A 13,735-nucleotide genomic window follows, 5' to 3' on the forward strand; every position below is an offset into this window, starting at 1 on the left:
GTTTCGAGTCCACTGGACTTGGGGTGGTGCTGGTGGATGCCCCGGGAGGGGCTGTCTGCCCCTCCCGGACCCACCCCGAGAGATATTTGAGCCAATGTGAAAGCATCAGCGGAGCCAGTCATCTTCGCGGGTCACTTGGGTCAGGCCTGCGAATTGGGCCAGCCGGGACAGTTCGGCGTCCAGTTTGGCCTGGCGGGTTTTGGTCATGGTGATACCCGGCTCTGGCCAAAGGGCGCGCAGGTGCAGGGCGTCCTTGTCCCTGCGGGCCTTGGCGTCAAGACGGGCGATCAGGCGGTCTCCTTCCAGCACGGGGAAGACGTAATAGCCGTATTGGCGTTTGGCTTCGGGGACGAAGACTTCGATCCGGTAGCGGAAGCCGAAGAGGAACTCGGCGCGGTCACGGTCACGCAGGGCGGGATCGAAGGGGGAGAGGATGCGCAGCCGTGTCGGCGGCTCGGGCGGGGTATGGGTCAGGGTCGCGGGGCGGGTCAGGGTCTTTTTCTCGGCCCCGTTGGCGCCTTGCAGCGCGGTTTCGACGATTGTGCCCTGGGCGAGGCTCCGGGCCGCCCAATGGCGCGCCTCTTCGGGGGTGATCATGTGCCAATAGGCGCGCAATTCGCCGGGATCGGCGAAGGACAGGCGATCCAGCGCGGAATTGCAGGCCCAGTCGATCATCTGGGCGCGGTCAGAGCTTTGGTGGCGATGCGGGGCGGGGATCACGCGTTCGGTCAGGTCATAGACCTTGCGAAAGGCGTCCCGCCGGGTGATCGCAAGGTCGCCCGTCCGCCACAGCCATTCCAGCGCGGTTTTCGACGGTTTCCAGTCCCACCAGCCGCCCTTGCCCGAGGCCTCGTCCTGGCCGACATCCGACACGGTCAGCGGGCCTTCGTCGCGGATGCGGGTCAGGATCGTGTCGAACTGTTCCTCATAGCCCGGGCGGAACCAGCTTTGCCATTTGTCCTTCAGCCGGGATTCGGCAGCCTGATAGCGGTGGTGCCACTGCGGGTGGAATTCGGTCGGGATGATCGAGGCGTCATGGGTCCAGTGTTCGAAAAGCTGGCGCTGGGCCAGGAGCCTGTCCAGGGTGTCGGGCCGATAGGCGTTGCGGCGCGACCACAGGATCATGTGATGGGCGCGGGCGACGGTGTTGATGCTGTCGACCTGGACAAAACCGATGCGGTGGATGAGGTCGCCGATTTGCTGTGGCGTGGCGGGGCCGGTCGGGCTGTCGGTCAGCGCATGGGCGTGCAGGAACAGCCGGCGGGCCTGGGGGTTGGTCAGCATGGTGCGGGGGCGGGGGTTTGGGGGGCTGGGGTCATGGGTGGCGCGCGCGGAAGGCGGCCAGTTCGTCGGCCGTGGGGGATTGGCCGCAGAAGATCAGGACGTAATCGGGGATGCGGGACAGGCGCTGGGGAAGCGGCTCTTCGGTGCGCATGGCGATGTAACCCACCTGGGTCAGGTAAAGCGCGCGGGCGCGGGTCTCGGCCTCATGCGCGGGGAAATCATGCGCCAGGAAGAGGTCGGTCAGGGCCTGGGTGCGCAGGGTGTCGGTTTGTGTCAGGCGCTGGGCCAGCGCGGGGTCGGTCAGGGCCCAGGTGCGGATGGCGAATTCCAGCCGGGAGTCAAAAAGCGCGGGGGTGATCCAGAGGTCGCAGATCGAGAGCATGGCTTCGGCGATGGTTTTTGCCGGTGCTTCGCAGCGGGCAAGAAGTTGCGCGGTGTTGCGGCTTTCCCACCTGGTGATGAGGCCGCTCAGCAGAGACTCCCGGTCGGGGAAGTGCCAGTAGAACGAGGTGCGCGACAGGCCAAGTTTGGCCGCCAAGGGCATGACCTTGACCGCCTCGACCCCACCTTCGACGAGGAGGTCATAGGCGGCATCCAGCCACAGCTCCGGCGTGCCCCGCCAGCCTTTGTCGGGTTTGGTATCCATGACGCGCAGACTAGGGGGCGGGGGGGAGGGGGGCAAGGGAGTGTTGAACAGACTTCCGTAGCGGGGCGAATCGTGGGAAATTTGCAATGCGGGCCGATTTTACAGCTTGCGGGCTCATTTGTTGGAATTTCAGGAGCGCACACTTGGCAAAAAGCAATATCTTCGCCATCGACATCGACGCGGCCGAACGCAGCGTTGCAGAGGCCAACGCGGAATTGGTGCAGCGCCACACCCTGTTGTTGGAGGCATTCGACCGAATTCCCACCACATTGGAAACCGCTGAAAATATCGAACGTGCCAAGCGGTTTGCCCGTCAATTAAACGAAAGCGCCCAAAACTGTCGAAGGATCAGGTTGGCTGATACAAAGCCGATCCGCGATCTGCTCCGGCGTGTCGATGATTTCTTCAAGAAAATGGAAAAGCAGGCAACGGATGCGCAGAACTTTGTTTTGGAAGCATTGAGCCGCGAGGGGCGTCTTCAGGCAGAGGCATCACGGCTTGACCAGACGGCAGCGGTGGCTTCATCTCCTGTGGTTTCTTTGATTGTCCAGCCTGAAACGGGTGAGATTCTTGGGACAGCGCAGCGACGTGCGGTGGATAACGCTGCCGCGGTGCAGCTTCAATGGGCCGTAGACAGGATCGATCGTGCGGAAATTGAGCTTGAAGCCCTTCGACCATACCTGACGGATGCCGCGTTGCTTCATGCGGTGAAGGCACATCTTAAGGCAAATGGACCGAACGCCTTGACGGGTGCGACCTACGTGCAGCAGGCCACGATGGACTGAGGGGGCCTGCGGCTTGGTGCGGCGGCTCTCAGGATCAAACGGCCCTGCGCGTGGCTTGCTTGCCAATCGACACGCCGGCCCTGACTGACCGGCCTTAAAACTTGACACCTGTGTCGATTCCCCGCATCCTGCCCCCAAACCCCGGAGGCCCCATGTCGAACGATCCCCTTCTGCAGCCCTATCAGCTCAAGCATCTGACGCTTCGCAACCGCATCATGACGACCAGCCATGAGCCGGCCTATCCGGATGACGGGATGCCCAAGGACCGCTACCGGCTTTACCACCTGGAGCGTGCCAAGGCGGGGGTGGCGATGGTCATGACGGCGGGGTCGGCGGCGGTGTCCAAGGACTCTCCGCCGGTGTTCAACAACGTGCTGGCCTATAAGGACGAGGTCGTGCCGTGGACGCGTCGGATTGCCGATGATTGCCACGAGGCGGGGGCCGCGGTGATGATCCAGCTGACCCACCTGGGCCGCCGCACGCGGTGGGACAAGGGGGATTGGCTGCCGGTGCTGGGGGCCAGCCATTCCCGCGAACCCTCCCACCGGGCCTTTCCCAAGCGAATGGAGGATTGGGACATCGCCCGTGTCATCAGCGACTTCGCCGATGCCTGTGAGCGGATGAAGGAAGCCGGCCTCGATGGGGTCGAGTTCGAGTGCTATGGGCATCTGCTGGATCAGTTCATGTCGCCCTTTACCAACGACCTGGAGGCGCCCTATGGCGGGTCGCTGCAGAACCGGGCGCGCTTTGCTTTGGAGGTGCTGCAGGCTTGCCGCGACCGGGTCGGGCCGCAGTTCCTTTTGGGGATGCGCTATACGGCGGATGAGGTCGAAGGCGGCATCACCGCCGAGGACGGGATCGCGATTGGCAAGCTGTTTCGCGACTCCGGCAATGTCGATTTCCTGAATATCATCCGCGGCCGCATCCATACGGACCCTGCGATGACCGATGTCATTCCGATCCACGGGATGCGGTCAGCGCCTCATTTGGACTTTGCCGGACGGATGAAGGCCGAGGTCGGGATGCCGACCTTCCATGCCTCACGGATTCCCGATGTGGCGACCGCGCGTCATGCGGTGGCCAGTGGTCAACTGGATATGGTGGGGATGACGCGGGCGCATATGGCCGATCCGCATATCGTGCAAAAGATCGTCGAAGGGCGCGAGCATGACATTCGGCCCTGCGTCGGCGCGACCTATTGCCTGGACCGCATCTATCAGGGCGGCATGGCGCTTTGCATCCACAATCCCGCGACGGGGCGTGAAGCGGTCGAGCATCACGTGGTGCCGAAAGCCCCCGCGCGGAAACATGTCGTGGTGATCGGCGCCGGGCCGGGGGGGCTGGAGGCTGCCCGGGTCGCGGCAGAGCGTGGCCACCGTGTCACTGTGCTGGAGGCGGCGGATGCCCCCGGCGGTCAGGTCCGGCTTTTGGCGCAGACCAAGCGCCGGGCCGAGATGATGGGCATCATCGACTGGCGTATGGCGCAATGCGCGGCGATGGGGGTCGCGTTCCGCTTCAACACCTGGGCCGAGGCGGGGGATGTCACGGCGCTGGCCCCCGATGTGGTGATCGTGGCCACGGGCGGCATGGCGCAAAAGGACATCCTGGCCTTTGGCAACGAATTGACGGTCAGTTCCTGGGACATTCTGTCGGGCGATGTGAAACCGGGCACCAATGTGCTGCTGTTTGACGATGCGGGCGACCACACCGCGCTGCAGACCGCACAGAAGCTGGCCGAGGCGGGCGCGACCGTCGAGATCATGACGCCCGACCGGACCTTTGCCCCCGATGTGATGGCGATGAACCTGGTGCCCTATATGCGGGCGATCCAGGACAAGAAGGTGACGTTCACCGTGACCTATCGCCTGTCGGGCGTGGAGCGCGACGGCAACCGGATCAAGGCGACCATCGACAGCGACTATGCCAAGCTGGGCATCGAAAGGCATTTCGATCAAGTGGTTGTCAACCACGGGACCTTGCCGCTGGATGAGTTGTATTTCGCGCTGAAGCCGCTTTCGGCCAACAAGGGCGCGGTGGATTACGAGGCGCTGATCGGCCATCGCCCGCAGCCCGCGGCGGAAGGGTTCCAGCTGTATCGCATCGGCGATTCGGTCGAGGCGCGCAACATCCACGCCGCGATCTATGACGCGCTGCGCCTGGTCAGCGAAATCTGACGCCTTTTGCAGACCTATGCAGCGCCTTTGGACAAACCTGTCTAAAAGGCGCTGTTTCCCACGATTTCTTCGGAAACTCCCCCTGTTATTGACGCCACGTTAACGCCCCGGACACGCAATGAAGACGTGGTGTGTGGACGATGGCTGCAAAACAGTCATCCGGGGGAAGTCATGGACGTGGAACGGGTCGCCGATGAGGCGGTGGTGCTGACGATTTCGGCGGGCGAGGGCGCGGCGCTTGTGGCGCGCGAGACCTTTGCGCGGGCCTTTGGCATTGCCTCTGGCGAGGCAGAGCGGCTTTTGGCGCGCGGCGAGGCGATCCTTGCGACGCGGGCGCAGGCCTCGGAGTCCTGCCTGACCCTGTTGCGGCTTTTGGGGGTGCGCGTCGGGCCGCTGCATCAGGCGGCGCCGCGCTTTGACCTGTCATTGCGGCTGGCCGATCCGGCGGATGTCGCCCTGCGGCAGCGGCTGGCGGGCCTGTGTCCCGGCGCCGATCTGGCCCAGCTGGAGGGGCCCGAGGGCCTTGTGCTCCGCGACCTTGGCGGCGAGGCGGCGCGGGTCTGGCTGGCGCTGTTGCGTCAGGCCGGGGTCCTGGTGACGCTGGGCGCCCAGGCTGGCGCGGTCCATGACCTTTTCGCGCCCTATGGCTTTGTGGCGCCGCCCGATCTGGCGCGCTATCTGGCGATCCTGGGGCTTGATCGCTCGGAACAGGCGCTGGCCTGCGGACTGGAGGCCGCGACCCTGGCCCGGGTTCTGGCGCGCTTTGACGGGCTGGGGCTGCACGGCGTCCATCAGGCCTTTCAGCGGTTTGACCTGTATATCACCGGCACGGGCGCCCTGTCGCGGCGCGATGTGGCGGATTTCCTGGCCTCTCGTGGGTTGCCCGGCGCCTTTGAGGCGCTGTGCGAGGGGCGTCCGATCCGGCTGGAGCGCGAGTTGAACCGCAAGGCCACGCGGCAATTCCTGAACGATTACCGCCACATCGGGCTTGCCGCCCGGGCGGTTCTGAGTGGGCGGCCCGGCGGGAACCCGCAACCGGCCTGAAACCCATGACGCGCCGGACCCCCCGGCCGGCGCGAAACAGATAAAATGCCGGAAGTTAATGGAATCTTGACCGCCTTGGCGCAGGATCGGCATTGGGTGTGAATACATGGGTGTGTGGTTATGGCCGGCAATGGGAATGCCGCGCCCATCATCATCAAACGAAAGAAAGTCATCGCGGGCGGCGGACACCACGGGGGTGCGTGGAAAGTCGCTTATGCGGACTTCGTGACGGCCATGATGGCCTTCTTTCTGCTGATGTGGTTGTTGGGCGCTACGACGGAAAAGCAACGCAAGGGCATCGCGGATTACTTCAATCCGACGATTCCGATCAACCGCGTCTCGGGCGGGGGGAACGGCGCCTTTGGCGGCGATTCGATCTTTTCCGATGAGAGTTTTGCCTTCAACGGGTCTGGCCAGGCGGCCTCGACCCAGGGTCCCGACTCCAAGGTGGGCGGCGACGATGGCGGGTCCGACAAGGACGCCGAGCAGATCTCGAACATGCAAAGCGCGCTGTCGGGTCATGGCGGCGAAAGCGCCACGATGAAAAGCATGATGTCCCATGTCGTGACCCGCGTCACCGACGAGGGGCTGGTGGTCGAACTGTTCGACACCGAAGAGGCGCCGCTTTTTGAACCCGACAGCGCCCAGCCGACCAAGCTGGCGGTCGAACTGGCACAGATGATCTCTGAGGTGTTTGCGGCCTCGACCAACCGGGTCGCGGTGGCGGGTTTCGTCAAGGCCTATCCGGTGATGATGAAAAAGAACCCGACCTGGTCGCTGTCAACCGACCGCGCGCAGGTCATGCGGCAGCTGATGGAAGGGTCGGGCACCGACAAGGAGCGCATCGCCCGCGTCGAAGGGCATGGCGACCGCAAGCCCGCGACCTCGGACCCGACGGCGCTGCGCAACAACCGGATCGAGATGATCTTGCTGCGAAAGAACAGGTAAAAGCGGGGCTTTTTATCTGTTAGGTGGATGTTAAGGCGGCTCTGACAGCGTGATCGGGTAAGATCGAGCTGCAGAAAGGCGCTGTCGATGACGATTACTTCTTCGCTCAATGCGGGGGTTGCGGGGCTTAACGCCAACGCAAACCGCCTGTCCACGATTTCGGACAATATCGCGAACTCGTCCACCTATGGCTATAAAAAGGCCACTGCGGATTTCTATTCGGTCGTGGTGCAGGGGGACTTGTCCACGGCCTATTCGGCGGGTGGTGTGCGATCAACCTCGTATCGGTTGATCGACGAACACGGGCCGCTGATCGGCACGACGAATTCCACCGACTTTGCCATCGACGGGCGCGGCTTCATGGCCGTGACCACGATCGACGCGGTCAATCGGGGGGCCGATCTGCCGATCTCGCTGACCACGACCGGGTCGTTCAAGCCCGATGCCGAGGGGGTCTTGCGGACCTCGACCGGCAAGGTGCTGATGGGTTGGGTGGCCAATCCGGACGGGTCGCTTGGCAACTATCCGCGCGACACGATGTCGGCGCTGCAGCCGGTGCGGCTGGACACCAACCAGTATATCTCGAACCCGACGACGGAACTGTCGCTGTCGGCCAACCTGCCCGCGACCTCTACCGCGTCGGGGGCGGATGGCGATCCCTGGGAAATGACGGTGCAATATGCCGGCAACCTCGGCACGTCCGAGACGCTGCATTATACCTTTACCCCCACGGTTCCGGCCACGGGTCGGTCGAACGAATGGACCATGACGATTCGCGACAGCGCCTCGGATGATGCCGTGATTGCGGAATATACCGTGGCCTTCGACAGCTCGCAGGCCTCGGGCGGGACGCTTGCTTCGGTCACGACGGTCAGCGGGGCGGACTATGACCCGGCGACCGGGATTATCCCCCTGACCGTCGGCGGCGGCAATATCAACATGAACATCGGGGCCGTCGGCGTGACGGGCGGCATGACGCAGCTGAGCCAGGACTTCGCCCCCATCGGCAAGGCGATCAACGGCACCCCGGTGGCCCGCCTCGTCAGCGTGAACATCGACGACAACGGCTATCTGACTGCCAATTATGACCAGGGCTTCTCCAAGGTCATCTATCAGATCCCGGTGGTCGATGTGCCCAATCCGAACGGGCTGATTTCCCATTCGGATCAGACCTATGAGATTTCGGCCGAATCGGGGGCCTTCTATCTGTGGGATTCGGGCGATGGTCCGACCGGCAAGATGGTCGGCTACAGCCAGGAACAGTCGACCACCGATGTGACGACCGAACTGACCAACCTGATCACCACGCAGCGGGCCTATTCCTCGAACGTCAAGGTCATCCAGACGGTCGATGAAATGCTGCAGGAAACCGCAAATCTGAAGCGTTGAGGATAAGCCATGACGATCTCCAACACGCTTGCCAGTGCGCTTTCCGGCCTGACGGCAGCCTCTCGCGCTGCGGAGTTGGTGTCGTCGAATATCGCCAATGCCACCACCCCGGGATACGCGCGGCGCGAATTGGTTGTCGCCTCGCGTATCGTCGGCACCGCCGGACAGGGGGTGCAGGTCGTGGGGGTGAAACGGGTGGAAAACCTGCCCATCATCGCCGACCGCAGACTGGCCCAGGCCGCTGCGGGCGACACCGACGCCCGCACCGACTTTTACCAAAAGATCGAGACTTCGATCGGCACGCCCGATCTGGCTTATTCGCTGAGCGGCCGGATTTCGGCCTTTGACACGGCCCTGACCCAGGCCGCCTCGCATCCCGAATCCGAGGCGCGGTTGCAGGCGGTCCTGAATGCGGCCAAGGGTCTTGCGACCGGGCTGAACGGGATGGGCAAGGATGTCCAATCCGCGCGCCTGGCCGCCGACAACGAGATTGACGCCCAGGTCACGCAGCTGAACGACGGCCTGTCCAAGGTCGTCGAACTGAACGTGCAAATCCGCCGCGGCTGGGGGCTGGGGCAGGATACTTCTGCGCTGTTGGACATGCGCCAACAGGTTCTGGACCGGATTTCCTCGATCGTGCCACTGCGGGTGTCCGACAAGGGCGACGGCTCCATCGCGCTTTATGCGACGGGGGGGGCGGTGCTGGTCGATGGCGCCGCGGCGGTCTTTGGCTTTACCAAGACCAACACCATCGTTCCCGAGATGACCCAGGCATCGGGCGGGCTTTCGGGCCTGACGCTGAACGGGCGCCCGATCAGCAGCGGGGGGCCGAGTTCTGTGATCCGGGGCGGGTCGCTGGCGGCAGAGTTCGCGGTGCGCGACGAATTGGGGACCGAGGCGCAGACCCAGTTGGACGCCGTGGCGCGCGACCTGGTCGAAAGGTTTCAGGCCAGCGGGCTGGATGCGACCCGTTTGCCCGGCGATGCGGGGCTTTTCACCGATGCCGGCGCGGCCTTTGACACCGCCGACGAGGTGGGCTTCGCCCAGCGTCTTGCGGTGAATGGCGCGGTTGATCCGGCCGCGGGCGGCGCCCTGTGGCGGCTGCGCGACGGTCTTGGTGCCACGGTCGAGGGGGAGCGTGGCAACAACGCGCTGATCACCGACATGCGGACGGCGCTGACCTCGCTGCGCGCGCCGGGCTCGGGCCAGTTCATCGGTGGGGCGCGCAGCTATTCGGTCCTGGCGGGGGATTTCTTGTCGCAGGTTTCGTCTGATCTGGTCTCGGCTCAGGGCCAGACCGCCTATAGCGCGGCCCGGCTTGACACGTTCGAACAGATCGAGGCGCAAGACGGCGTCGACACCGATCAGGAAACCGAAATGCTGTTGCAGATCGAACATGCCTATGCGGCCAATGCCAAGGTTCTGAAATCGGTCGATGAAATGATCAACCTATTGATGGAGCTCTAAGATGTCCTACTTCACCTTGGGCGATCTTGCACAGTTCCGCATCATGACGCGGCATGGCACGCGTCTGCGCAGCCAGATGAACGAATTGTCGGTCGAGGCGACGACGGGCCTGACCGCCGACAAGACCACGCGGCTGAAGGGCAACTATGTGCAGTTGGCCGGGATCGAATCGCGCTTGAACCAGATCGAGGCCTTTCGCAACGTGACCACCGAACAGTTGATCCTGACCAGCGGGATGCAGACCGCCTTGTCAACGGTGACTGATCAGACCAAGGCGCTGGGGGCGGCGCTTTTGGCCGGGGTCTCCTCGCAATCGGACCTGCGCATCGACGCTTTGGCCGATCAGGCCATGTCGACCCTGCAATCCAGCCTCTCGGCGCTGAATTCGCGCATTGGGGAAAGGGCGCTGTTTTCCGGCACCGCCACCGATGTCAGCCCCTTTGGCAGTGCCGAAGATCTGATGGTCGCGCTGAAGGATGCCGTCACCGCCTCTGGTGCTCTGACTTCGGCCGGGGTTGCGGCCGCGGTCGAGGATTTCTTTGCCGATCCGGCCGGGTTTCAGGCCGTGATGTATAAGGGCAGCGGGGCGACCAACGCGGTTCAGATCGGCCCGGATGAGACGGCCCAGATCGACATCACCGGCATGGACCCGGCCGTGGTCGCGGCGATCAAGGGCACGGCCATGGCGGGGCTTTTGGCCGAGGGCGTCTTGGCGGGCTCGACCACCGGGCGGTCTGACCTGATGAAACGGGCGGGCGAAAGCCTGATCGGCACGCAGCAGATGTTGGCCAGCCTGACCGCGCGTCTTGGCACGACAGAAGCCGCGATGCAAAACGCCGCCACCCGCAATGACGCCGAAAAGAACGCGCTGGAGACGGCGCGGCTGAACCTTTTGTCGGTCGATCCCTATGCGGTGGCCGCCAAATACCAAGAGACGCAAGGACAATTGGAAAAGCTTTACACCCTGACCTCCCGCGCCTCTCGGCTAAGCCTGGTGGATTACCTCTGATGCGGCATATCCTGGCCATCCTGTTGATTCTGTTTGCGCTTCCTGCCTGGGCCGGTGAAATCCGGATCAAGGACCTTGTCGAATTCGACGGGGTGCGGGGCAACGACCTTGTGGGCTATGGCCTGGTCGTGGGGTTGAACGGCACGGGGGATGGCCTGCGCAACTCGCCCTTCACCGAGGAAATCATGTCCAACCTGCTGGAGCGTTTGGGCGTCAATGTCACCGGCGAGCAGTTCCAGCCCAAGAACGTCGCCGCTGTCTTCGTCACCGCCAGCCTGCCGCCTTTCGCCCGGGCGGGCGGCAAGGTTGACGTCACCGTTTCGGCCATTGGCGACGCGAAAAGCCTGTTGGGCGGAACGCTGGTCATGACGCCGCTGAACGGCGCGGACGGGCAGATCTATGCTGTGGCCCAGGGCGCGATCATCGCCGGCGGCATCGTTGCCGAAGGGGAGGCCGCAAGTGTCACCAAAGGCGTGCCGACCTCGGGGTCGATCCCCTCTGGGGCGCGGGTCGAACGCGAAGTTCAGTTCGATTTCAATCAGATGAGCACGGTGCGCCTGGCTCTGCGCCAGCCCGATTTTACCACCGCCTCGCGGATCGAAGCCGTGATCAACGCCGCCTTTGGCGGCCGTCCGGCGCAGATGCTGGATTCCGGCACCGTGTCGCTGGACATTGCGGCCACCGGGGCGGGTTCGACGGCCCATGTCCTGGCCCAGTTGGAAAACCTGCTGGTCGAGCCAGAGGCGCGGGCCCGCGTCGTGGTCGATCAACGCAGCGGCACCATCGTCATGGATGACGATGTTCGCATCAGCCATGTCGCCATCGCTCAGGGCAACCTGACCCTGAAGGTCGAGGAGGCGCCCGTGGTCGTGCAGCCCAACCCTTTCTCGGAAGGGGAGACCATCGTGGTGCCGCGCAGCAATGCCGAGATCCAGCAGGAACAGGGCAAAGGCCTGGCCGAGGTGCAAGGTGGCGCCAGCCTGTCGGAGGTCGTGGCCGGGCTGAACGCCTTGGGCGTGGCGCCGGGCGACATGATCAACATCCTGAAAAGCATCAACGCCGCCGGCGCCCTGCATGCCGAATTCGTGGTGAACTGAGGGCGGGGGGGCGACCGCCTTGGGTTTGCCGGCCAGTGGTCTGTAGGCCAGTGGTCTGTAGGCCAGGGGAAGCTTTAGACGGGGGCGCAAGACCCTTTCGGTCCAACCCGATGCAGCCCATGCCCTGCTTTTGGCGGAGCCTGCCCTCTTTGCCGATGCCGCGACGAACTGTAAGCCTCCGGTCTAGGCCGTGGCTATTTGGTTTTCCAGTTCCATGGCAGGAGACCCGTCAGGCGTGAGGGTGTTGTGCCCGGTAGTTTGGCGAGGACATCTGCGAGCCAGGCCTGTGGGTCAACGTCGTTCATCTTGGCGGTGACGATCAGGGAATACATGAAGGCTGCGCGTTCCCCGCCGCGGGCGGAGCCCGCGAAGAGCCAGGCCTTGCGTCCCAGGGCCGCGCCGCGCAGGGCGCGCTCTGCCGCGTTGTTCGTGAGACAAATGCGGCCGTCGTCGAGGAACCGGGTGAAGGCCTCCCAGCGGCCAGTTTCCTCGAACATGTAGTTGATCGCCTTGGCGACCGGGTTGTGCTTGGACATGCGGGATCGTTCAGCCTTGAGCCAGTCGTGCAGGTCTTCAACGAGCGGGCGGACCAGGTCGTGGCGGGCATTGCGGCGTGCCTGGGCATCCAGCCCGTTCGCCATTGGGCTCGGACCAATGGCGCCCAATGGCTCACTCCCGCGCTCGACCTCGAAGATGGCATCGAAGCGGTTGACGGCCTCCAGCGCCACAGGCGAGATCTCCTCGGCGACCTTTTTGCCTTTGCGGGCAGTGGCCTTGATGTCGGCAAGCTCGAAGAACTTGCGCCGGGCATGGGACCAGCACAGCGCGCTGAGCACCGGGGCAGGTTTGTGATCCGCCCTGTAGAGGTCATTGTAGCCGCCGTATGCATCGGCCTGGAGGATGCCCGTCCAGCCGGCGAGATGCTTGGTCGGATGTTCCTTCCTGCGATCTGTCGAGAAGTAATAGAGCGCCGCCGGTGGCGCCCCGCCCCCGAAGGGGCGGTCGTCGCGAACATAGGTCCAAAGCCGGGCTGTCGCGGCGCCGCCCTTGGCCAGAAGCGGCACGGTCGTGTCGTCGGCGTGCAGCCGCTTGGCGGCGAGAACATGGGGGCGGATCAGCGCGTGGATCGGGGCCAGAGCCTCGGCGCATGTGCCCACCTGATCTGCCAGGGTCGAGAGGCTGATCTCGACGCCTTCCTTGGCAAAACGCTCGGCTTGGCGGTTCAGGGGCAGATGCTGCCCAAACTTCTCGAAGAGGATCGTGGCCAGCAGGTTGGGCCCCGCCCAACCCCGGGGCGTGGGGTGGAATGGCGCGGGCGGCTGGCTGATCTTCTCACAGTCCCGGCAGGTGAACTTCTCGCGGACGGTCTGGATGACCTTCCACTGCCGGGGAACGACCTCCAAGGTCTCGGTGATGTCCTCGCCCATCTTCACGATGCGCCCCGAGCCGCAACAGGTGCAGGCGTTGGGGGCCTCGATCACGACGCGCTCGCGCGGGAGATGCTCGGGGAAGGGTTTGCGCCCTGGGCGGCGACGCTCAAAGGCCCCGACCACGGATCTCGGCGCTTCCACCCCCGGCTTGACCCCGCCTACGGCGATGTCCGTCTCCAGGTCTTCGAGCTGCATCGGCCCGCTGCTCGATCAGCCGGGCGCGGCGTTCGGAACTCACGCCCTGCCTGTTCGCGCCGAAGCTTGGCGATCTCCAGCCGGAGGTGGCGGATCATGTCCTCGGAGGCCGAGATCACGGCGCGGCTCCGCGTCAATTCTTGCTCGGCAGCGGCGGTCCGCGCCTCTGCAGCCGCGAGGGCGGCACGCAAAAGCACGATCTCTGAAGGGCTCGCAGGCAAGGGGGAGGATTACCATGTCGGGGTGGAATACGCCAATAAAACAAAG

Annotated in this window: 10 protein-coding genes and 1 pseudogene; 8 read left to right on the forward strand and 3 right to left on the reverse strand. The window is 64.3% G+C overall.

Annotated features, from left to right (window positions below; all coding sequences use genetic code 11):
• Positions 1 to 105: 105 nt before the first annotated feature.
• Together NX862_RS06200 and NX862_RS06205 are read right to left on the reverse strand one after the other, a co-directional pair.
• Positions 106 to 1,284 carry a winged helix-turn-helix domain-containing protein gene (locus NX862_RS06200; RefSeq protein ID WP_264493013.1) on the reverse strand — a complete coding sequence of 393 codons (1,179 nt, stop codon included), beginning with the start codon at positions 1,282 to 1,284 and terminating at the stop codon, positions 106 to 108.
• A gap of 31 nt (positions 1,285 to 1,315) precedes the next feature.
• Positions 1,316 to 1,930, reverse strand: coding sequence for a TetR/AcrR family transcriptional regulator (locus NX862_RS06205; RefSeq protein ID WP_264493014.1), 615 nt, complete (start codon positions 1,928 to 1,930; stop codon positions 1,316 to 1,318).
• 143 nt (positions 1,931 to 2,073) lie between these two features.
• Here NX862_RS06205 and NX862_RS06210 point away from each other — a divergent pair, with 143 nt between their 5' ends.
• The 8 genes from NX862_RS06210 to NX862_RS06245 all read left to right on the forward strand — a co-directional run bounded on the left by NX862_RS06210 (position 2,074) and on the right by NX862_RS06245 (position 11,843).
• Positions 2,074 to 2,715, forward strand: coding sequence for a hypothetical protein (locus tag NX862_RS06210; RefSeq protein WP_264493015.1), 642 nt, complete (start codon positions 2,074 to 2,076; stop codon positions 2,713 to 2,715).
• A 152-nt stretch (positions 2,716 to 2,867) separates the two neighbouring features.
• Positions 2,868 to 4,889, forward strand: a complete 2,022-nt coding sequence (locus NX862_RS06215; RefSeq protein ID WP_264493016.1) for an NADH:flavin oxidoreductase — start codon at positions 2,868 to 2,870, stop codon at positions 4,887 to 4,889.
• A 171-nt stretch (positions 4,890 to 5,060) separates the two neighbouring features.
• The gene (locus NX862_RS06220; protein WP_264493017.1) at positions 5,061 to 5,933 is read left to right on the forward strand and encodes a hypothetical protein; all 873 of its coding nucleotides are present in this window, start codon (positions 5,061 to 5,063) and stop codon (positions 5,931 to 5,933) included.
• Positions 5,934 to 6,053: 120 nt separating this feature from the next.
• Entirely contained in the window at positions 6,054 to 6,881 is an 828-nt protein-coding gene (locus NX862_RS06225; RefSeq protein ID WP_264493018.1) for a flagellar motor protein MotB, read from the forward strand.
• Between the two features lie 87 nt (positions 6,882 to 6,968).
• Positions 6,969 to 8,270 (forward strand): flagellar hook protein FlgE, encoded by a 1,302-nt coding sequence (locus NX862_RS06230; protein WP_264493019.1) that lies wholly within the window; start codon positions 6,969 to 6,971, stop codon positions 8,268 to 8,270.
• 9 nt (positions 8,271 to 8,279) lie between these two features.
• Positions 8,280 to 9,737, forward strand: a complete 1,458-nt coding sequence (gene flgK, locus NX862_RS06235) for a flagellar hook-associated protein FlgK (protein WP_264493020.1) — start codon at positions 8,280 to 8,282, stop codon at positions 9,735 to 9,737.
• A 1-nt stretch (position 9,738) separates the two neighbouring features.
• Complete coding sequence (locus NX862_RS06240; protein WP_264493021.1) at positions 9,739 to 10,746, forward strand: flagellin; 1,008 nt, start codon at positions 9,739 to 9,741, stop codon at positions 10,744 to 10,746.
• Positions 10,746 to 11,843, forward strand: coding sequence for a flagellar basal body P-ring protein FlgI (locus NX862_RS06245; protein WP_264493022.1), 1,098 nt, complete (start codon positions 10,746 to 10,748; stop codon positions 11,841 to 11,843). The genes NX862_RS06240 and NX862_RS06245 overlap by 1 nt, the downstream gene beginning before the upstream one ends.
• Before the next feature lie 194 nt (positions 11,844 to 12,037).
• On the opposite strand, the pseudogene tnpC reads toward NX862_RS06245, so the two are convergent.
• Positions 12,038 to 13,689 (reverse strand): annotated as a pseudogene (gene tnpC, locus NX862_RS06250) (IS66 family transposase).
• Between the last annotated feature and the right edge of the window lie 46 nt (positions 13,690 to 13,735).

The sequence above is a fragment of the Stagnihabitans lacustris genome (assembly GCF_025950525.1).
Lineage (GTDB): Bacteria > Pseudomonadota > Alphaproteobacteria > Rhodobacterales > Rhodobacteraceae > Stagnihabitans.

Excerpts from the sequence above, each read along its gene's own strand:
- NX862_RS06215 (WP_264493016.1), top strand. The coding sequence starts at position 2,868 with ATGTCGAACGATCCCCTTCTGCAGCCCTATCAGCTCAAGCATCTGACG.
- flgK (WP_264493020.1), top strand. The coding sequence starts at position 8,280 with ATGACGATCTCCAACACGCTTGCCAGTGCGCTTTCCGGCCTGACGGCA.
- NX862_RS06225 (WP_264493018.1), top strand. The coding sequence starts at position 6,054 with ATGGCCGGCAATGGGAATGCCGCGCCCATCATCATCAAACGAAAGAAA.
- NX862_RS06245 (WP_264493022.1), top strand. The coding sequence starts at position 10,746 with ATGCGGCATATCCTGGCCATCCTGTTGATTCTGTTTGCGCTTCCTGCC.
- NX862_RS06220 (WP_264493017.1), top strand. The coding sequence starts at position 5,061 with ATGGACGTGGAACGGGTCGCCGATGAGGCGGTGGTGCTGACGATTTCG.
- NX862_RS06240 (WP_264493021.1), top strand. The coding sequence starts at position 9,739 with ATGTCCTACTTCACCTTGGGCGATCTTGCACAGTTCCGCATCATGACG.
- NX862_RS06200 (WP_264493013.1), bottom strand. The coding sequence starts at position 1,284 with ATGCTGACCAACCCCCAGGCCCGCCGGCTGTTCCTGCACGCCCATGCG.
- NX862_RS06205 (WP_264493014.1), bottom strand. The coding sequence starts at position 1,930 with ATGGATACCAAACCCGACAAAGGCTGGCGGGGCACGCCGGAGCTGTGG.
- NX862_RS06230 (WP_264493019.1), top strand. The coding sequence starts at position 6,969 with ATGACGATTACTTCTTCGCTCAATGCGGGGGTTGCGGGGCTTAACGCC.